Source organism: Burkholderia sp. COPS, assembly GCF_019425585.1.
In the GTDB taxonomy this organism is placed as follows: Bacteria; Pseudomonadota; Gammaproteobacteria; order Burkholderiales; family Burkholderiaceae; genus Burkholderia; species Burkholderia cepacia.
In genome coordinates this window covers 173185-193280 of the sequence record NZ_WIXR01000034.1, presented here as the reverse complement: position 1 = coordinate 193280, position 20096 = coordinate 173185, and the positions used below count along the sequence as shown (strand labels likewise).

At 67.0% G+C, this 20096-nt stretch carries 18 protein-coding genes; 7 read left to right on the top strand and 11 right to left on the bottom strand.

Translation table 11 applies throughout. From position 1 onward, the window contains the following. Window positions 1-16 precede the first annotated feature (16 nt). From FOZ70_RS26520 to gspG, 7 genes are read right to left on the bottom strand one after another with little or no spacing between them, the layout of a single operon-like run. Window positions 17-523 carry a type II secretion system protein M gene (locus FOZ70_RS26520; protein WP_021162223.1) on the bottom strand — a complete coding sequence of 169 codons (507 nt, stop codon included), beginning with the start codon at window positions 521-523 and terminating at the stop codon, window positions 17-19. Then, a complete protein-coding gene (gspL, locus tag FOZ70_RS26515) occupies window positions 520-1878 on the bottom strand; it encodes a type II secretion system protein GspL (RefSeq protein WP_048023995.1) in 1359 nt (452 codons plus the stop codon). Before gspL ends, FOZ70_RS26520 begins: the two co-directional genes overlap by 4 nt. Before the next feature lie 26 nt (window positions 1879-1904). Further along, window positions 1905-3050, bottom strand: coding sequence for a type II secretion system minor pseudopilin GspK (gene gspK / locus FOZ70_RS26510; RefSeq protein ID WP_219707191.1), 1146 nt, complete (start codon window positions 3048-3050; stop codon window positions 1905-1907). Between the two features lie 2 nt (window positions 3051-3052). Further along, on the bottom strand, window positions 3053-3742 hold the full coding sequence (locus FOZ70_RS26505) for a prepilin-type N-terminal cleavage/methylation domain-containing protein (protein WP_081057200.1): 690 nt from the start codon (window positions 3740-3742) through the stop codon (window positions 3053-3055). Next, the gene (gene gspI, locus FOZ70_RS26500; RefSeq protein WP_059493991.1) at window positions 3720-4154 is read right to left on the bottom strand and encodes a type II secretion system minor pseudopilin GspI; all 435 of its coding nucleotides are present in this window, start codon (window positions 4152-4154) and stop codon (window positions 3720-3722) included. The genes FOZ70_RS26505 and gspI overlap by 23 nt, the downstream gene beginning before the upstream one ends. 2 nt (window positions 4155-4156) lie before the next feature. After that, window positions 4157-4726, bottom strand: a complete 570-nt coding sequence (locus FOZ70_RS26495; protein WP_021160404.1) for a GspH/FimT family pseudopilin — start codon at window positions 4724-4726, stop codon at window positions 4157-4159. A 39-nt stretch (window positions 4727-4765) separates the two neighbouring features. Further along, on the bottom strand, window positions 4766-5218 hold the full coding sequence (gene gspG, locus FOZ70_RS26490) for a type II secretion system major pseudopilin GspG (RefSeq protein ID WP_011350483.1): 453 nt from the start codon (window positions 5216-5218) through the stop codon (window positions 4766-4768). 175 nt (window positions 5219-5393) lie between these two features. Here gspG and FOZ70_RS26485 point away from each other — a divergent pair, with 175 nt between their 5' ends. Then, a complete protein-coding gene (locus FOZ70_RS26485; RefSeq protein WP_027788737.1) occupies window positions 5394-5804 on the top strand; it encodes a type II secretion system protein N in 411 nt (136 codons plus the stop codon). A 30-nt stretch (window positions 5805-5834) separates the two neighbouring features. On the opposite strand, the gene gspF is transcribed toward FOZ70_RS26485, so the two are convergent. The 3 genes from gspF to gspD are packed head-to-tail and all read right to left on the bottom strand — an operon-like array spanning window position 5835 to window position 10898. Further along, the gene (gene gspF, locus FOZ70_RS26480) at window positions 5835-7052 is read right to left on the bottom strand and encodes a type II secretion system inner membrane protein GspF (RefSeq protein ID WP_021160406.1); all 1218 of its coding nucleotides are present in this window, start codon (window positions 7050-7052) and stop codon (window positions 5835-5837) included. A 4-nt stretch (window positions 7053-7056) separates the two neighbouring features. Further along, entirely contained in the window at window positions 7057-8556 is a 1500-nt protein-coding gene (gene gspE, locus FOZ70_RS26475) for a type II secretion system ATPase GspE (RefSeq protein WP_021160407.1), read from the bottom strand. After that, on the bottom strand, window positions 8553-10898 hold the full coding sequence (gene gspD, locus FOZ70_RS26470) for a type II secretion system secretin GspD (protein ID WP_042975622.1): 2346 nt from the start codon (window positions 10896-10898) through the stop codon (window positions 8553-8555). The genes gspE and gspD overlap by 4 nt, the downstream gene beginning before the upstream one ends. Before the next feature lie 367 nt (window positions 10899-11265). Here gspD and FOZ70_RS26465 point away from each other — a divergent pair, with 367 nt between their 5' ends. Together FOZ70_RS26465 and FOZ70_RS26460 are read left to right on the top strand one after the other, a co-directional pair. Further along, window positions 11266-11715, top strand: a complete 450-nt coding sequence (locus FOZ70_RS26465) for a lytic transglycosylase domain-containing protein (RefSeq protein ID WP_021160409.1) — start codon at window positions 11266-11268, stop codon at window positions 11713-11715. A 159-nt stretch (window positions 11716-11874) separates the two neighbouring features. After that, entirely contained in the window at window positions 11875-13188 is a 1314-nt protein-coding gene (locus tag FOZ70_RS26460) for a GTP-binding protein (RefSeq protein WP_042975625.1), read from the top strand. A gap of 118 nt (window positions 13189-13306) precedes the next feature. Here the strand turns inward: FOZ70_RS26460 and FOZ70_RS26455 are convergent, their stop codons facing one another. Continuing rightward, window positions 13307-13585, bottom strand: a complete 279-nt coding sequence (locus FOZ70_RS26455) for an HU family DNA-binding protein (RefSeq protein ID WP_006401505.1) — start codon at window positions 13583-13585, stop codon at window positions 13307-13309. Window positions 13586-13973: 388 nt separating this feature from the next. Between FOZ70_RS26455 and mnmC the strand changes: the two genes are divergently transcribed. From mnmC to FOZ70_RS26435, 4 genes are all read left to right on the top strand, one after another. Beyond that, window positions 13974-15944, top strand: a complete 1971-nt coding sequence (gene mnmC, locus FOZ70_RS26450; protein ID WP_219707190.1) for a bifunctional tRNA (5-methylaminomethyl-2-thiouridine)(34)-methyltransferase MnmD/FAD-dependent 5-carboxymethylaminomethyl-2-thiouridine(34) oxidoreductase MnmC — start codon at window positions 13974-13976, stop codon at window positions 15942-15944. A 654-nt stretch (window positions 15945-16598) separates the two neighbouring features. Further along, window positions 16599-17813: a cation:proton antiporter gene (locus tag FOZ70_RS26445; protein ID WP_021160412.1), complete on the top strand. Its 1215-nt coding sequence runs from the start codon at window positions 16599-16601 to the stop codon at window positions 17811-17813. A 14-nt stretch (window positions 17814-17827) separates the two neighbouring features. Next, a complete protein-coding gene (locus FOZ70_RS26440) occupies window positions 17828-18943 on the top strand; it encodes a YbdK family carboxylate-amine ligase (protein WP_021160413.1) in 1116 nt (371 codons plus the stop codon). A 508-nt stretch (window positions 18944-19451) separates the two neighbouring features. Beyond that, window positions 19452-20090, top strand: a complete 639-nt coding sequence (locus FOZ70_RS26435) for a MarR family winged helix-turn-helix transcriptional regulator (protein ID WP_027788730.1) — start codon at window positions 19452-19454, stop codon at window positions 20088-20090. The last annotated feature ends 6 nt before the right edge of the window (window positions 20091-20096 follow it).

The window sequence follows — 20096 nt, the reverse complement described above, 5'->3', positions numbered from 1 at the left end:
TGCGTCATCCACTGCGTCATTTCTGCGTAGACGGTTGCATCACGGCCGTCAGGTCGACCTGGCCGTCGTCCTTCAGCGCAGTGGCATGCGCCTCGCCGACCTGCACCTTGAACTGCCGGCGCGCATCGTCGAGCCACTGCGTCCACGCCGGGAACGACACGTTCTTCATCTGGATCTGCACGCCGTTGCCGACGATCTGTACCTGCGCACCCTGCATCCCGTGATCGGACAGCGACGCGGTCAGCGCGTCCTTCAGCGCGAGGCCGGTCGGTGCCACGCCTTGCGCGGCGGCCGCCAGCGACTTCGCCTCGTTCGCCTGCGCGGTCATCTGCGCGAGCTCGCGGCGCATCGTCGGCAGCTCGCGCTGGATCCGCGCGCGGCCTTCCTGCGCGGGCGACCACAGCACCGAATACGCGATCGCGACCGCCAGCACGGCGCCGCCCCAGCCGAGCAGCATTTTTTCGCGCGGCGAGCGCTCGCCCCAGAACTGGGCCAGCGTCTGGTTCAGTTGTTCCGTCTTCATGAGCGGCTCCGGATCGTCCATTTGCCCGTATTGCTGTCGACTTCGCCGGACAGTCCGTTACGCGCGAGGCGCTGCGTGAAATCGGGATCGACCTTGACCTCCGGCTTGAAGCCGACGTCGAGCCGCCGGTCGTGATAGTCGAGCGACGCGATGCCGTTCAGCGGCAGCGCACCCATCGATCGCGACAGCCCGCTCGACAGCGCGAGGAAATCGTTCGGCGACAGCTCGCCGGCCGCCACGCGCAGCTGATCGAGCTGGCGCTGCATCTGGGCGGGCGGATCGAGCACCGTCGTCGTCTTCGGGAATGCGGACAGCAGCGTCTCGGTGATCTGCGCCGACAGCGCATCGCGCTCGCGCGACAGCTTCCACCAGTGCAGGTTCATCCCGATCACCGCCACGCCGAGCGTCGCCGCGGCGAGTGCGAGCGGCACGCGCAGGCGCTTCACCGTCGCGCGGTCGAAGCGCCACGGCTGCGATTCGAATTCGAACTGGCACAGGTCGAACTTCTCGGTCAGCGCGCGCCGCGCGAACGCGTCGAACGACAGCGGCGCGGCACCCGGCAGCAGCGGGCCGTCGGCGCGGCCGACCGACGCGAGCCGCGGCTCCGCGCCCGGCTCGCCGAGTTCGTACAGTTCGACGTCGCCGCCGCCCGCGAGCGCGGCCAGCGTGCCGGCCGCGCGCGATGCCGGCGCCGCGAAGCCTTCGCCGAGCGCACCGCGCGCGACCGCGAGTTCGAGGCGCGGCGCACCGGCCGCGGCCGGCAGCGCGCCGGCCTCGACGAGCACCGGTTCGACCGCCGTCGCGAGGCCGAGCACCGCGGCCACCGTCGCCGGGCGGGCCGGCGGCATGTCAACGGCGTCCGCGGCAACTGCCGCGACATCGACCTCGCCGTCGGCCGGCGCGGCGGGTGCGTGCGGCGCCGGCAGGCAGCGTGTCGCGGGCACCGCGCTCAGGTGCCGGTGGCCGGCCGCCGTGAACGCTTCGCAGATCGTCCGGAACCACGCGCGATCGACGACGGCCAGCACGCGGCGCCCGTCGGGCAGCGCGTCCGGATCGAGCGCGATGTGACAGCCGAGCGGATCCTGGATCAGCTGATCCTCGACGATGTTGGGCAGCGCCTGGCGCAGCTTCGGGCCCTTGAGCGGCGGCACGGTCGCGGCCAGCAGCAGCACGTCGCGCGCGGCGACGATCAGCACCGTCGCATTCGCGCGCGGCAGCAGCGCCAGCGCGGCGCGGCCGGCGCGCTGCACGTGGCCGGCCTTGTCGACGAGCGTGAACGGCAGCTCGGGCCACTGCCATTCCTGCAACGGCACGGCAGGCTCGCGCGGCGGCAAAGAAACAATCAACGTGCTCACAAGAGCTCCTCTCCCGAATGGCGTCGTTATAGCTGGTCGCGAATGCGCACGACCCGTGTCGAGTGCGTGGTCGGATCACGATACACGAGCGAGGTGCGATCGACCTCCGCGCGTTCGTGCTGGATCCGGCCATGCACGATGAAATAGCTCGAATTGACGTCGACGAGGCTCGAGTCGAGCGTCACGTTCGGCGGCGCACCGGCGCCGCGCAGCGCGAGCTGCACATCGGCGACGTTGCGGAAAAACACGGTCTCGCGGCGCGACACGAGCGCCTGCGCGGACGACACGCTCATCCCCGGAATCAGCGCCGCGATCACCTCGGCCGGCGCGGTGTTCATGTTCACGGGCGTCGTGGTCGGCAGCACGGTGACGAACGGGCGCAGCCGCGCGACCATCTCGGGCGTCACGCCGTCGACGTCGAGCAGGCTGTCGACACCCGTCATCATCAGCGGCGCGGGCCCGCGGTCGCCGCCCGTCATGCCGGGATCGTCGGTGAAGCCGCCGCCGCCCTGCTGATCGGTCGTCACCGGCGCGGTGACCGGCGGCGCCGTGCCGCCGCCCGGCAGCGTGGGCATCTGGAAACGCGTCGCCGAATGCAGCAGGCCCGCGCGCACCTGCAGCGCGACGCGTTTCGCGAACGCGCCGTCGTAGCCGAGTGTCGTCAGCAGGCGCTGGAACGCCTGGACCTGCGTGACGTTCAGCTGCAGCACGCCGGGCGCCGGCGACGCCACGAGGTTGCGCAGGTTGAACTTCGCCTGGGCGTCCTCGATCGAGCCGGAGATATAGGTGTCTTCGCCGCCGGTGTCGTTGGGCGCGCCGATCCGCCCGAGGAAGTCCGACAGTTTCGTCTTCGCGATCGGCACGCCCCAGATGCCGCCGAGGTACGTGATGCCGGGCGCCGTATCGCCTTCGGAGCGCAGGATCATCCGCGTCCAGTCGAGCGCGCCGCGCGCGACCCATTGCGCCTGCGCGATCTCGCGCTGGTTCTCGATGCGGCGGATCTGCACCTGCTGGCGCCACAGCATCCCCGAGACGAGGATCGCCGACAGCGCGACGACGAGCAGCGCGGTGATGATCGCCGCGCCGCGCTGGCGGCCGCGTGCCCGTGCGTGACCGGCAGCACGCGCGGCAGCACGGGCGGCAGGCAATGAACGGGGAGGGCGCGCGCGCATCGTCATTCCCCGACGAGGAAGATGCGCGTGACCGGCACGCGCAGCGACGTCGCACCGATGCTGACCTGCAGCCCCGTCACCGCGCGCGTCGGCGGCGCGTTGCCGAGCTGCGGCACCTTGAGCGCGTCGTTGTTCTGCGCGAGCGCGTCGTCGGCCGTCTGCAGGTTGGTGGTCCAGCCCACGCGCGGCACGTACAGCTTCGCGTCGATCGCGCCGACGCCGCCCATCAGCGCGACCCAGCTCCAGCCTTCGACGCTGCTGTCCTTCAGCATGCCGCGCAGCCGGTTCGCGTCGTCGATCGGCGGCGACGCGTAGCGCACGACCCGTCCGCCGGCGATCCGGTAGCGGACCACCTGCAGCCGCGGCGCGACGCCCGGCACGTCGAGTTCGCGGACGATCTGCAACGTGTTGCCGGCGACGCCGATCGCCGGCTGGCCGGCTTCGTCGTCGGTCGCGGCGAGCCGCGCGTCGATGCGCATCTGGTCGAACATCTGCGCGAACACGCGTTCGTCTTCCATCGCGGCCGCGACCTTGTCGCGACCGCGCATGATCTGGTCGAGCCCGCGCCACGCGAGGATCGCGACCACCGCGAGGATCGCGATCGCGATCATCAGCTCGATCAGCGTGAAGCCGCGGGCGGGGCGGGCGAACGGGCGTCGCATCGGCGCGTCAGAGCGGACGGCTGGTTTCATTCGCGACCACCGTCACCATCTGCGCGAGCACGCCGGCATGCCCGGGCGAGCTCACCGAAATCCGGACGCGCCGGAACACCGGGTTGGGCGTGGTGCTCACGCGCTGCGTGCAGACGAGCTGCACGTTGCCTTGCGAGCAGTCGAAACTCTGCTCGCCGATCTCCGGCCACGCATGCGTGAGCCGCATCTGCGCGAGCGCGTTGTCGGCGCTCCAGCCGGCGAGCAGCCGGCGATGAAGATCGGAGGCGTTGGTCGCCATCGTCCCGACCGCGCGGATCGACGCGGCGAGCGCGACCGCGATGATCGCGAGCGCGACCAGCACCTCGATCATCGTGAAACCGCGCCGCGCATGAAGTCCCGTCGGGGCATGGCGGTGCGATGAAGCAACGGGGGAGGGCAGGCGACGACGCATCGTCATTGCACCTCGTAGCGGCCGTTGCCGGTGCCGACGATCGTCGCGCTGCCGGCGGCCGAATGCAGCGTCACGCGCACCGGCGTGTCGATGCTCTCGGTGCCGAACACGACGCGGCTCGCGCGCGTGTCGGACCCCGGATAGTCGATGTCGGCGCCCGTGACGCCGCCGTCCCAGTCACGCGGGCGCAGCAGGTCGTCGCGCAGCGTGCGCCAGCCGTCGGGCGAGCTCACGTCGAAACGGAAGCCGTGTTCGGTCGGCTGCCATGCGATCGGCCGGGCACGCACCTGCGCCTCGTCGCCGGCGGTCTCGAACAGCAGCGCGATGCGCTGCGCTTCCTCGCGCAGGTCGGTACGCGGATTGCGCGTGAGCGACAGCGACGCGAGCGATACGAGCAGGCCCGCGATCACGAGCACGACCAGCATTTCGAGCAGCGTGAAGCCGCGCGTGCGCCGCCGCCGCGCACCGTGCTTCGTCGGCCCGCCGTCGGCATGCGCCGGCACGGACGAAGCCGCGCCGCGACGCGCACGGCGGTCGCGACCGCAGCGGGAGGTCGTGCGAATGGCGAGCATGAAGAACGGGAACGAAGCGTCGGGCCGGTCAGTGAGCGCTTATTGCCACGAACCGATGTCGGTATCGTTGCCTTCGCCGCCTTCCTTGCCGTCGGCGCCGTAGCTGAACACGTCGATCTCGCCGTGCACGCCCGGGTTCAGGTACTTGTACCCGTTGCCCCACGGATCGTTCGGCAGGCGCTCGAGATAACCGCCGTCCTTCCAGTTGTTCGGGATCGGATCGGTGGACGGCTTCTGGATCAGGGCGTTCAGGCCCTGATCCTGGGTCGGGTAGCGGCCGTTGTCGAGACGGTACAGCTTGAGCGCCTGCATGATCGTGCCGATGTCCTGTTTCGCGGCGATGCGGCGCGCCTCGTCCGGGCGGCTCATGATCTTCGGCACGATCAGCGCCGCCAGGATCCCGAGGATCGCGACCACCACCATGATCTCGATCAGCGTGAAACCGCGCTGACGACGCACGGCCGCGTTGCGGCGAGTGATCCACGTTTGCATGACTGACTACCTCTTTCCAAAAAATGTCGTTGGTTGGGTGACGCGCCCGGTGCACCGGACGATTGCCTGACGGCAACCTTCCGGACCCGCGGGCGCGGAGCACGCATTGTAAGGCGCGCATTGCCGAGGGCTTTCACCCAACGCAAATTTCACATAGATCCGTACAATAGCGCGCATGAACGCGCTCTCGATCCGGATCCTCTCCCTAGCCCTCTTCGCGGGTTTGTGCGCGACGGCCACCTACTGGGTCGTCACGCTGTCAGCCCGTGAAGCGCCGCTGCCCGCCGCCGCCGCGCGGCTGCCGATCCGTACCGAGGACGCCGCGGCGCTCTTCGGCGGTCAGCTCGACAAGAATCCCGTGCAGGACATCCACCTGTTCGGCATCCTCTCGCTCGATCGCGGTGCCGCCGCGATCGTCGGCGTCGGCGGCGAACCGCCGCGCGCCGTGTCGCTCGGCGCGGAGGTCACGCCCGGCGCGAAGCTCGCCGAAGTCCGCCCCCGCTCGATCGTCGTCGACCGCAACGGCGCCCGCGCCGAAATCCAGCTGCCGGCGAACACGCCGTCCCCCGCGATCTACATGCGCTGAACGGTAGCGGCCTGATCGACCGTCGGGCCGTTACTGCACCATGTTGTTCAGCTCGATGATCGGCAGCATCACGGCCAGCACGATCACGAGCACGATCCCGCCCATCGCCAGGATCAGGAGCGGCTCGAGCAGGCTCGTCAGGAACATCGTGCGGCGCTCGAGCTCGCGCGCTTCGCCTTCGGCCGCGCGATCCAGCATCGTCGTCACGTCGCCCGTCGCTTCGCCCGAACGGATCAGGTGCACGAGCACCGGCGGAAACGTCTTCACGTTGTTCAGCGCGCGCGACAGCGCGGAGCCTTCGCGCACGCGCACGATTGCGTCGTCGATGTTCGCGCGCATCGCGCGGTTCGACAGCGTCTCGCCGGCCGCCTGCAACGCGCGCAGGATCGGCACGCCCGCCGCGGTGAGGATGCCGAGCGTGCTCGCGAACCGCACCGTGTTGTAGCCGCGCACGAGCTTGCCCGCGAGCGGCGCGGTCAGCACCCAGCGGTCGAAGCGCAGCCGCGGGCCGTCACGCGACAGCGTCGCCTTCACGAACCACACGACGAGCACGACCGCGATCAGGATCGCCCACCACCAGTGCCGCACGAAATCCGACAGCGCCATCATCACGATCGTCAGCACGGGCAGCTGCTGCTTCGTACTCGCGAACACGTTGACGACCTGGGGCACGACATAGCTCAGCAGGAACGTGACGATGCCGAATGCGATCAGCGTGACGATTCCCGGGTACGTGAACGCGAGCAGGATCTTCTGCTTCAGCGCGTTGCTTTGCTCGATGTAGTCGGCGAGGCGCGACAGCACGATGCCGAGCTTGCCGGTGTGCTCGCCGGCCGCGACGAGCGCGCGATAGATTTCGGGGAAGTCGCGCGGATGCTGGCCCAGCGCGTTCGCGAGCGAATGGCCGCCCAGCACTTCCGCGCGGATCGCGGCCATCAGTTCGCGGATGTAGTCGCGCTCGGCCTGCTCGGTCAGCACGCCGAGCGCCTCGTCGAGCGGCAGCCCCGCGATCAGCAGGCTGGCGAGCTGGCGCGTGAGGATCGCCTGTTCGCGCTGCGACAGCTTGCGGCCGAACGCGAGCCGCTGCGACCGCGCCCCGCGCGTCGCGCTGGCGGCCGGCTCGACGACGAGGGGCGTCAGCCCCTGCGTACGCAGCTGGCCGCGCGCGGCACGCGCGCTGTCGGCGTCGATGACGCCCTTCTGCGCGCGTCCCGCCGAATCGATTGCTTCGAAACGGAATGCCGGCATCGCGCTATGCGCCTCCCGTCACGCGCAACACTTCCTCGAGCGACGTCGCGCCGGACGCGAGCCAGCGCTCGGCGTCGTCGCGCAGCGTGCGCATCCCTTCCGCACGACCGGCGGCGAGAATCTCCGCGTCGGCCGCGTTGCGGTGGATCAGCGAGCGGATCGACTCGTCGACCAGCAGCAGTTCGTATACCCCGCGCCGGCCCGCATAACCCGAATGCCCGCACTTGTCGCAGCCGACCGGATGCCACACGGTGCGGCCTTCTTCCTGGCGTTCTTCCTTGCAGACGGGGCAGAGCTGGCGCACGAGCCGCTGCGCGAGCACGCCGAGCAGCGACGACGCGAGCAGGTAGGGTTCGACGCCCATGTCGGTCAGACGCGTGACGGCCGATGCCGCATCGTTCGTGTGCAGCGTCGCGAGCACGAGGTGGCCCGTCAGCGACGCCTGCACCGCGATCTGCGCGGTTTCGAGGTCGCGGATCTCCCCGATCATGATCACGTCCGGGTCCTGGCGCAGGATCGAACGCAGCGCCCGGGCGAAGGTCATCCCGATCCGCTCGTTCACCTGCGTCTGGCCGATGCCGCCGAGGTCGTATTCGATCGGGTCCTCGACGGTCATGATGTTGGTCGTCGCGGTTTCGAGCCGCGACATCGACGCATACAGCGTGGTCGTCTTGCCCGAACCGGTCGGGCCGGTGACGAGCACGATGCCGTGCGGGCGCGCGATCAGCTTGTCGAACTGGACGAGCGTGTCGCGGCCCATCCCGAGCGCCTCGAGGTTCAGCCGCTGCGCATCCTTTTCCAGCAGACGCAGCACCGCACGCTCGCCGTGGCCGGTCGGCAGCGTCGACACGCGCACGTCCACCGGCCGCCCGCCGACACGCAGCGTGATGCGGCCGTCCTGCGGCAGGCGCTTCTCCGCGATGTCGAGCTGCGCCATGATCTTGATCCGCGAGATCAGCGCACCGTGCAGCGCCTTCTTCGGCCGCACGACGTCACGCAGCGTGCCGTCGACGCGAAACCGCACGACGGAAGCGTTCTCGAACGGCTCGATGTGGATGTCCGACGCCTGTTCGCGCGCCGCTTGCGTGAGCAGCGCGTTGATCATCCGGATGATCGGCGCATCGTCTTCCGATTCGAGCAGATCCTCGACTTCGGGGATGTCCTGCATCAGCCGCGACAGGTCGACTTCGCCTTCGACCTCGCCGACCACCTGCGCGGCGCTGCCGTCCTGGCGCGCGTACGCATGGTTGATCGCCTGCGCGAGCTCGTCGGCCGGCACGCGATGCACGGAGATCGAGCCGAAGTTGCGCGCGATCTCCGCGAGTGCGGCATCGCTCGTGCGTTCGCTGATCCACACCTCGAGCGTATCGTCGAGCTGGTGCGCGATCAGCACCTGGCCGCTCTTCGCGAAGCCGTACGGCAGCAGCCGCGCGGCGAGCGGCGACGGCGGCTGGCGGTCGCCCGGCGCGCCGTCGTGGGCGGAAGAGGCGTGCACGTCGCTCACTGCGACGCTCCCGGCGTGGCCGTCAGCGGCTGTTGCGGCACCGCCTGCTGCGGCACGCTCTGCGGCTGGGCGGGCGTCGCTTCCGGCAACGGCTGGGCCGGCACCGGCGCGACCTGGCGCTGCAGCTGCTGGCGACGCATCTTGTCGAGATCGAACAGGTTGCCCGCGGCCGTGCCGCCCTGGCTCGGGCCGATCGGCATCGGCGGGACGACCGGATCGTCCTTGTCGCGCATCACGTTGTTGTCCGACTTGTATGCGCCCGTCACGCCCTGGATGTAGTCGTAGCGATTGGCCGTCACTTCCTGCGCGGTACTGCGATCGGAGATGATCACCGGGCGCAGGAATACCATCAGGTTGGTTTTCGAGCGAAGCTTCGTTTCGGAACGGAACAGCTGGCCGATCCACGGAATGTCGCCGAGCAGCGGCACCTTGCTGTTCGACACCTGGTAGTTGTCCTGCATCAGGCCGCCGAGCACGATGATCTCGCCGTTGTCCGCGAGGATCGTCGACTGGATCGAGCGCTTCGTGAAGGTCGGGCCGGTCTGCGCGCTGGTCGTGCCGGCGACCACCGCCGAATCCTCGGTATAGAGCTGCAGCTTGAGGATCCCGCCGTCGGTGATCTGCGGCTTCACGTGCAGCGTCAGGCCGACGTCGCGACGGTCGTAGGTATTGAACGCGTTGTTCGTGTTGCCGCTCGTCAGGTTCGAATACGAACCCGTCGCGATCGGCACGTTCTGGCCGACGACGATCTTCGCTTCCTCGTTGTCGAGCGTGATCAGGTTCGGTGTCGACAGCACGTTCGCGTCGCTCACGCCCGCGAAATACTGCAGCAGTGCGCCGAGCCCCTGCACGCCGAACATGTTGTGCAGCCAGCCGATGTTGAGCCCCTGGCTCAGCGCCCCGAGATTGTTGACCAGCCCGCCGCCGGTGATGCCGCCGGCGGCGTTGGCCACGCCGCCCGCCGTCAGGTTGACGATGCTGTTGCCCAGACCGCCAGTGGGGTTCAGGTTCGTGCCGCCGAGAAACTGGCCGCTCGCGACCTGCCACTGGATACCGAGGTTGCCGGACGTATTCGAGTTCAGCTCGACGATCAGCGCTTCGATATAGACCTGCGCGCGCCGCGCGTCGAGCTGGTCGATCACCGAGCGCAGGTTCCGGTACACCGGATCCGACGCGGTGATGATCAGCGAGTTGGTCGCCGCGTCGGCCTGGATCATGCCGCCCGGCTGGTTGTCGTCGCCTTTGTCCTTGTCGCCGCCGAGCAGGCCGGCGCTGCCGAGACCGCCGCCGCTGCCCGACGAACCGCCGTACCCCGACGAGGACGACGAACCGCCGAGGCCGCCCGACGGCAGCGGCGGGGTGCCCGACGTGCCGGTCGAGAAGTTGCCGCTCGACGACGAGCCGCCGTTCTGGTTGAAGCTGTTCGCATCGTTGGACGATGCCGACGAGCCGCTGTCGCTGCCGCTCCCCTTGCCGAGCATGCCGCGCAGCGTCTTCGCCAGCTTCACCGCATCGGCATTGCGCAGCGGCACGACATGCATGTTGCCGGGCACCCCGCTCGGCGCGTCGAGCTGCTGTACGAGCCGCTTCGCGGCCGCGAGGCGCGACGCGCTCGACGCGCGCAGCAGCAGCGAGTTGGTGCGCGGGTCGGCCGTGACCGACACCTTCAGCGTCGCATCGCTGTTGCCGATCGCGCCCGGGTCGAGCATTTTCTGCAGCTGCGCGGCGAGGTCGATCGCGTTCGCGTTGCGCAGCGGAACGACCTGCACCTGCGCGCCCGCGGCGCTGTCGACGCCCGCGATGATCTGCGCGATGCGCCGCACGTTGTCCGCGTAGTCGGTGACGACGATCGTGTTGTTCGCCGGGTAGGCCGTCACCGTGTTGTTCGGCGAGATCAGCGGCCGCAGCACGGGCAGCAGGTTGTTCGCCGATTCGTTGTGCAGCTCGAACACCTGCGTGATCACCTGGTCGCCGCGCGCCTGCGGCGCGTTGCCGACGTAGGTCGGCACGCCCTGCAGCTTCGCGTCGGCCTCGGGCACGACCTTCAGCACGCCGTGATCCTGCACGAGCGCGAAGCCCTGCATCCGCAGCGCAGACTGCAATGTCTTCAGCGCCTGGTCTTCCGGCACCGGCCGTTCGGCCACGAGGTTGAGCTGCCCCTTCACGCGGGGGTCGACGATGATGGTCTTGCCGGTTGCGGCGCCGATCGCCTTGGCGACCTGGTCGATATCCGCATTCACGAAGTTGAGCGTGACCTGAGCGTAGGCGGCCTGCGAAACGATGAGGCCGGCGACGATCAGGGTCGTGGCGACACGCCGCATAACGAAGCGATTTCTTGTCATGGATGAATGGGTCGATGCCGGCTCAGGCCACTTCCGGCGGTAGTGCTGGGATCCAAGTCCTAAAGAGGCGACATTAGCAGTTTTTCATGTCCGAAATATCACATTGACCCGAGGACTGTCTCACATACGACATGTATTCTGCGAGCCGTATGCAATATGTAATGTTCGGCGCTATGCTCTGCATCCCGGCCATCGCCCCCGTTTCACGATGAACCGACACGGAAATGCGGTATAACCGGGCTGCCGTATTCCTGTATGTCGCAAGCTGACGGACTGTCGGTATGATACGGGCGGCGCGTTTCTCATCGCACGAATAACAGGCACGGGTTTTCCCGACCTTCGCGCAATTTATTATCGATTCCGCACCATGAACAGACGGTTCGCCTCGATTGCGTTGATCGCCGCCGGCGCGTGTTTCGCCAGCGCGAACGCTCGCGCGGACTGTTTCGACGAGGCGGCAAGATATCAGCAGGTCAATCCGCTGATCCTGCGCGCGATCGCGTGGCAGGAGTCGCGCAACCGGCCCGGCGCGCTGAACAAGAACACGAACGGCTCGGTCGACTACGGCCTGATGCAGATCAATTCGATCCACCTGCCGACGCTGTCGCGCTACGGGATCGGCCGCGACACGCTGATGGAGCCGTGCAAGAACGTCTACATCGCCGCGTGGCATCTCAAGCAGAAGATGAACCGCTACGGCAACACGTGGCAGGCGGTCGGCGCCTATCATTCGGAAACACCGTCGCTGCGCGACAAGTACGCGCGGCAGATCGCCGCCATCCTGACGCAGTGGAAGCTGTTGCCGCCCGTGCAATGACGCCGCGGCCCGGCGCGGGCTGACGCCGTACCGGCCGGCCGGCGCGCGTTTGATGCACAATGCGGATCTCACGCCGCAATTTCGCCCGTCCGCGGGACGATCGCGCCCCGGAAGGGCGCCGCGGCCGCTTTTTCAATTTTTCCGTTGGTGCGTATCGCTATGAATCCGGCTATGAACCAGCCGTTGCCCGTCACCGTGCTGTCCGGTTTCCTCGGCGCCGGCAAGACCACGCTGCTCAACCATGTCCTCGCGAACCGCGCGGGCCTGAAAGTCGCCGTGATCGTCAACGATCTCGCAGCGGTCAACATCGACGCATCGCTCGTGCGCGACGCGCAGGCGCTGTCGCACGTCGAGGAACGCCTCGTCGAGATGTCGAACGGCTGCATCTGCTGCACGCTGCGCGACGACCTCCTCGTCGAGATCCGCAACCTCGCATCCGAAGGCCGCTTCGATGCGATCATGATCGAATCGACCGGTATCGCGGAGCCGATGCCGATCGCCGAAACCTTCACGTTCGTCGACGACGACGGCACGTCGCTGTCCGCGATCGCGCGGCTCGACACGCTCGTCACCGTGGTCGACGCGTACAACTTCCTCCGCGACTACGGCTCGGACGACGCGCTCGCAACCCGCGGCATCGCCGCCTCGGAAGAGGACGACCGCACGCTCGTCGAGCTGCTGATCGAGCAGATCGAATTCTGCGACGTGCTGGTGATCAACAAGGCCGACCTCGTCGGCGCCGACGAACTCGCACGCCTGCAGCACATCCTCGCGCGCCTCAACCCGCGCGCGCACCAGGTCGTATCGACGTTCGGCAACGTACCGCTCGACGAAGTGCTGAACACGGGCCGTTTCGATTTCGACGAGGCCGCGAACGCGCCGGGCTGGCTCGCATCGCTCGATCACGATCACACGCATTGCGACGACCCGGACTGCCATGACGAACATCATGCGCACGTGCACGGCGAAGCCGACGAATTCGGCATCGGCAATTTTGTTTACCGCGCGCGCCGGCCGTTTCATCCGGCACGGCTCTGGGCGCTGCTGCACCAGGAGTGGCCGGGCGTGCTGCGCAGCAAGGGCTTCTTCTGGCTCGCGACGCGCAACGACATCGCGGGCTCGCTGTCGCAGGCGGGCGGCGTATGCCGGCATGGCCCGGCGGGTCTGTGGTGGGCTGCGCAGGATCGCGCGGAATGGCCGGACGACGACGAACTGCTCGCGGAAATCCGCGCCGAATGGCACGGCGATCTCGACGATCGCGCGGTGGGCGATCGCCGGCAGGAACTTGTGCTGATCGGCATCGCGCTCGACGCGGATGCATGGCGCGAGAAACTCGATGCGTGCCTGCTGACCGATGCGGAATTCGCGCTCGGCGCGGCGGGATGGCACGCGTTCGACGATCCGTTCCCGGCGTGGGACATCGATTCGCACGACGACGACGATCACGGCGACACGCAGATCGTGCACGTGTAACGCGTTGTAAAAACAACCGTTAAATCTTGCAAGAGGGGCGCGGACTGTGGCGAAAATGCCGCGCGCGCCCAACAAAAAACCCGCCGAAAGGCGGGTTTTTCTTGGAACAGGCGCTGGATTAACGCTTGTTGACGGCGTCCTTGAACGCCTTGCCAGCCGTGAACTTGACCGTCTTGGCTGCCGGGATCTTGATGGTTTCGCCCGTCTTCGGGTTGCGGCCCGTACGTGCTGCGCGCTTGCCCGAACCGAAGCTGCCGAAGCCGATCAGCTGAACCGCATCACCCTTCGACACGGCCTTCTTGATGACTTCGAGCAGCGTGTCCAGCGTTTCGCCGGTTTGAGCCTTGCTGGCGCCCGTTTGGGCGGCGACGGCGTCGATCAGTTCCTGTTTGTTCATTAAGGTTCCTTTATCAGGTTAGGTTGACACGAACAGCGCGAACGCGCCGATTATACGTGCGCGAACCGTGCCGTCGAGAGTCAGACTCCGACGACACAGCGCCGAATCCTGGCCCGCGCGACGCGCCCTCCGGTATGCCGGCGGCCACCCCGCGGTACGGCGTTGCTATGATAGCGCAGCGCAAACCCAATAACGACAAGGGTTTCAAAGATTTTCATCGGTATTTCGCCGAATGAATCACGGACTGCCCATTTTTTGACCAGCGCCAACCGGACAGGATACGCAGCGCGGTCCGCCCGTGCGCCGCCCCGTTGGCTTTTTCCAACGGCCGGACGGACGGCCCCGCGCAATCCCTTGCCAGGCTTGGCTGCCACGTTTTTTGTTTCGCATGACCGACCGACTTGTTCCCGCCACGCTCGCCATCCGCGACGACGGCACGCTCGTGTCGCCCGAGTTCGGCGACATCTATCACAACGTCGCGGGCGCGCTCGCGCAGGCGAACTACGTGTCCGTCGCGGGCAACCGGCTGCCGGCGCGCTGGCAAGGCCGCCGCACGTTCACGATCGTCGAGACGGGGTTCGGCACGGGCGCCAACTTCCTCGCGACCTGGGCCGCATGGCGCGAGGATCCCGCACGCTGCGAGCGGCTGCATTTCGTGTCGGTCGAGAAGCACCCGTTCTCGCGCGACGACTTGCGCAAGGCGCTTTCCCATATCGTTGCGAACACAACCATATCGGCCGAAGCCGCGATGCTTGCCGATGCGTGGCCGACGCTCGTGCCGGGTTTGCACCGGCTCGAATTCGACGACGGGCGGGTCGTGCTCACGCTTGCATTCGGCGACGCGCGCGAGATGCTGCCGAAACTCGTCGCACGTGCCGATGCGTTTTATCTGGACGGTTTTGCGCCGGCGAAAAACCCGGACATGTGGTCGGCCGACGTGTTCCGCGCGCTCGGACGCCTCGCTGCCGAAGGCGCGACCTTCTCGACGTATTCGAGTTCGGGCGTCGTGAAACAGGCGCTCACCGACGCGAGTTTCACGTATCGCAAGATCGACGGGTTTGCCGGCAAGTTCGTGATGCTCGTCGGCGAATACGCGCCGCGTTGGCGCGCGCGCCGGCACGAGCCGCCGCTCGCATTGCCCGTTGCGGCACGCCGCGCGATCGTGATCGGCGCGGGCCTGGCGGGCTGCGCGGTCGTCGAACGTCTCGCCGCGCGCGGCTGGGAGGTCACGCTGATCGAACGGCACGACCGGATCGCGAGCGAGGCGTCGGGCAATCCGGCCGGCGTGTTCCATCCGCTGATGACGCGCGACGACAACGTCGCGAGCCGGCTCACGCGCGGCGGCTTCCTGCACGCGATCGCACGCTGGCGCGCACTCGAACGCGCGGGCCATGCATTCGCGCGCAGCACGCACGGGATGATTCATCTCGCCGAATCGGCCGACGACTTCGCGCGGATGCGTGATGCTTTCGATGCGTTCGGCGCACCGTCCGACTACGTATCGCTGCTCGACGCCGATGCCGCGCGCGCCCATCTGAACCTGCCGGTCGCGCACGGCGGCCTGCTGTTTCCGCACGGCGGCGCCGTCTGGCCGGCCGGCCTTTGCGCGGCCCAGTGCGAGGCGGCCGGCGAGCGCGTGCGCTTGCTCGCGTCCACCGCCGTGGCCCGACTCGAACGGCGGGGCGATACATGGCATGCGCTCGACGATGCGGGCGGCACACTGGCCGAAGCGCCCGTCGTCGTGCTCGCGAATGCCGGCGATGCCGCGCGCCTCGCCGGGCTGCAGCATGTCGCGCTGCAACCGGTGCGTGGCCAGCTCACGTTGCTGCCCCCCGGCAGCACGGCACCACTGCCGTGCCCGGCGATCGGCGACGGTTACGCGGTACCGCTCGACGACGGCACGCTCCTGATCGGCGCGACGTTCGAGCCCGACGACGTCGATCCCGCGATGCGCGCGGCCGGTCACGCGGAAAACCTCGAGCGCGTGCGCCATCTGCTGCCGGGCCTGATTGGCGACGTGCCGGACCCAGGCACGCTGCGCGGCCGCGTTGCGTTTCGCTGGGTCGTCGGCGATCGTCTGCCGCTCATCGGCCCGCTCGCGGACGAAGCGGGAGCCGTCGCCAAGGCACGCGCGCTGAGCGGTGCGCAGGCGCGCGACCTGCCGCGCATGCCCGGACTCTACGGCGCATTCGGTTTCGGTTCGCGCGGCCTCGTATGGGCCGCACTCGGCGCCGAACTGATCGCATCGCAACTCGAAGGCGAGCCGTGGCCGCTCGAACGCGAACTCGCCGATGCCGTCGATCCCGCACGCTTCCTGATCCGCTCATTGCGCGCGCGCCGCGTCAGCCAGGCCGGCTGATCACAGTTTCCCGATTTTTTCGCGCAAGGTTATCCACTCGACGCTGTGGATAACCGTGCGGAATCCGCGCGCACTTCGTGTGCAATCACAGTGGACGTAAACTGGGCAACTCGGCACAGCTGTGAGGCGGCCCGAAAGTTGCTCAATCGAAACTTCTGTGCACGAACAGCCTGTGCAACGGGTTATGGGCTCTCCAACACCTTGATCCGTCGACGTAAACCGAAGTTATCCACAGAACTGTGCGCGCCTTGTTAACTTCTACTACGTATATATACAAGTAAACCTTTGAAACCAAAGACCTGAGGTGCCGCACAGCGCCGCGAGTCGAGTCAATGGGTTCCAGACCGAAAAAGCTGTGGCACAATCGGTTTCCTTCGCGTTCATCCGGCCAGGCGCCGGACATGCTTCAATGGAACGGTCGGCACGATTTCGAATCTGAATCTTCGAGACTGCGCAGTCCGTTCACACACCAGGCCGACAATCCAGATCGGCAACCTGAGCGACTTTCCGCCCTGTGGCGGAACAGGCGGATCCCATGTCCCGCCGTCGTCGACACAACAATCACATTCGGGGCGATACCCAGCCGGCGCGCATCCATTTCTGACGCTTGATCCTGTGTCGCTGGCGGTCGCTTCCAAAGGAGAAGTCACCACGATGAAGTCGGCGTTCTCATTCCTGCCCAACTGGCCGCTTACGCCGGATGCCGTGTTCTGGGCCGGGCTCGCGCTGTTCGCGGCCGGCCTGTGCGGCGAGCTGTGCTATCGCGCATGGCGGCTGCCGCGCATCACCGGTTATGCGGTGATCGGTCTTATCGCCGGATCGTTCGGATTCGGCGTGATCGATGCAAGCACCGACGAAACCTCTCGGCTGCTGATCGACGTCGCGCTCGGCCTGTTGCTGTTCGAGCTCGGCAGCCGTCTCGACCTGCGCTGGATCCGGCGCAATCCGTGGCTCGTCGCGTCGAGCCTCGCTGAAGCCACGCTGACGTTCGTGCTGGTGCTGTTCGTGATGCTGGCGCTCGGCGTATCGGGGATGGTCGCGCTCGTGCTGTCGGCGATCGCGATCGCGACATCGCCATCGATGGTGATCCAGCTGAAGACCGAACTGCGCGCGGAAGGGCAGGTGTCGCAACGCCTCATCACGCTCACCGCGCTCAACAGTGTCTATGCGATCGTGCTGACCAAGCTCGTGACGAGCTGGCTCCACCAGGAAGCGTACGGCAACGTATTCGCGACGATCCTGCAGCCGCTCTACCTGCTCGCCGGTTCGTTCATCGTCGCGTATCTCGTCGCGCGTTCGTGCAATTTCCTGTTCCGCCACATGACGTCGACGATGCGCGACGAGCATTCGTTCGTCGCGCTGTTCGGGCTCGTGATGCTCGCGATCGCGGTGGCCCAGGCACTGAAGCTGTCGACGCTGCTTACGCTGCTGCTCGCCGGCATCATCGTGAAGAACCTCGAGGCGCGCCCGCAGCTGTGGCCCGAGCATTTCGGCACGGCCGGCTGGCTGCTGACGGTGGTCCTGTTCGTGCTCACGCTCACGTCGTTCACGTGGGGCGACATCGCGCTCGGCGGGTTGCTCGCGATCGTGCTGATCGTCACGCGGCTCGTCGCGAAGCTGGCCGGTGTCGTCGCGTTCGCGAAGCCGAGCGGCATCGGGATGAAGCAGGGCATCGCGCTCGGCATCGCGCTCACGCCGATGTCCGCGCTGTCGTACCTGCTCGTCGACGACACCTACCAGCTCTATCCGAATTTCGACCCGCACCTGCGCGCGATCGTGATGTGCACGATCGTGATCCTGCAGCTCGTCAGCCCGTTCATCGTCTACCGCTGCCTGTCGGCGGTCGGTGAGCGCAGCGACAGCAACTGATTCCGGAACCTGCCATGGCACTCGAAACCTTCGTCAATTCCGAGCCGTTCACGTTCGGCGTCGAACTGGAGATCCAGGTCGTCAACACGCACAACTACGACCTGACCAAAGCGGCATCCGACCTGATGCGCCTGATCCAGGGCGAGACCTTTCCGGGCAACATTACGCCGGAAATCACCGAGAGCATGATCGAGCTGTCGACCGGCATCTGCCATTCGCACGAGCAGGCGGTGAGCGAGCTGCACGCGATCCGCGACGTGCTCGTGAAGGCGGCCGACCAGCTCAACGTCGGGCTGGCCGGCGGCGGCACGCATGCGTTCCAGCAATGGAGCGACCGGCAGATCTACGATGCGCCGCGCTTCCAGTACATCTCCGAACTGTACGGTTACCTGGCCAAACAGTTCACCGTGTTCGGCCAGCACGTGCACATCGGCTGCCCCGATCCCGACAGTGCGCTGTTCCTGCTGCACTCGATGTCGCGCTTCATTCCGCACTTCATCGCGCTGTCCGCGTCGTCGCCGTTCGTGCAGAACGTCGACACCGGCTTCCATTCGGCACGCCTGAATTCGGTGTTCGCGTTCCCGCTGTCGGGCCGCGCGCCGTTCGTGCTGACCTGGGACAGCTTCGAGGAGTACTTCACGAAGATGGTGAACACGGGTGTCGTCAACTCGATGAAGGACTTCTACTGGGACATCCGCCCGAAACCCGGCTACGGGACGATCGAGGTGCGCGTGATGGACACGCCGCTGTCGGTCGACCGCGCGGCGGCGATCGCCTGCTACATCCAGACGCTCGCGCGCTACCTGCTGACCGACCGGCCGCTGAAGCTGTCGGAGGACGACTACCTCGTCTACACGTTCAACCGTTTCGAGGCGTGCCGCTTCGGGCTCGAGGGCACCTGCGTGAATCCTCAGACGGGTGAGCGCCGTACCATCGCCGAAGACATCCTCGACACGCTCGACCGGATCGCGCCGCATGCGGCCGCGCTCGGTTCGCGCGCGGCCCTCGACGAGATCGGCGCACTGGCCCAGGCGCGCGTGAACGACGCGTCGTGGTTGAGAACCGTTTTCAAACAGGAAAAATCGCTCAACGAGACGGTCCGCCAGCAGTGCTTACGTTGGCGCGAGTGAAAAAATGTTTTGCAGATTACGGGGTCGACCGAGTCGCGATTCACTGAATGGCTGGCGGCCTCGATTGACGCCGAAATCGTTGCCGGTTGTCCTGAAAATCTGTGGATAACCCGATATTCCGCTGCAAAGTCAACGATCTGTACACGGGATAACCCGGTGGATCATAGCGGTCGACCCGATGGCCGATCCGAACAGGAAAATGTCCCGACACCCCGCCGCGCGGGCGTTCGGCATTGCAGGCACAACGAAAAATTTTGGTTATCCAGTGATTTTCCACAGAATGAAGGGGATAACTTAGCTGTGCGATTTTCCGCTCTCGCTTAGAATGTCGGCTTTGCGGACACCGGAACGATGCGTGTCTTACCGGTCGCCGCGAACGCGACCGCCGCGTGTGCCCTCGCGACGGCCGTGCTGACGCACTCGCAAGAGCGTGTCTGTTTTGAGATAGACATTCGATCTCCACACTACGGCCGCTCGGCAAACCGGGCGGCGGCAAAGCGAAAAGACTATGAGCGAAGGCGTTTACGGGAATCAGGCTTCGGGACGTGTGACCCACAGCCTGCTGCGGTTGAGTACGGCCATGCGAAGCCAGGCATGGGATTGGGCGGAAGGCGCTGGCCTCACGCCGACGCAGGGCGAGATTCTCGTGCTGCTGCTGCAACGCAAGGGCCCGATGCGGCTCGGCGAGATCGCGCGCGAGACGCAGCTGACCGCGGCGACCACGAGCGATGCGGTCAGTACGCTCGAGACGAAGGGTCTCGTCGAGAAGCGCCGCGCGCTGGACGACGGCCGTGCACTGGCCGTGCGCCTGTCGGCCCGTGGCCGCACGGCCGCGAAGAAGGCGCTGCAATGGCCTGAATTCCTGACGAAAGCCGTCGGCAAGCTTGGCGCGGACGAGCAGGGCGCACTGTATCGCGCGCTGCTGAAGACGCTGCGCGAACTGCAGGTGGCCGGTGCGACGCCGCCGCAGCGCATGTGCTTGACGTGCGCCCACTTCCAGCCGGGCAAGCTGTCGAAGAAGACCGTGCATCACTGCGCGGCGCTCGACATCTCGATGTCCGACAGCGATCTGCGTCTCGACTGCTCGGTGCAGGAAGAAGCCGACGCGGCAACGCAGAAGAAGACCTGGAAGATTTTCGCCGGCTGACGTCCG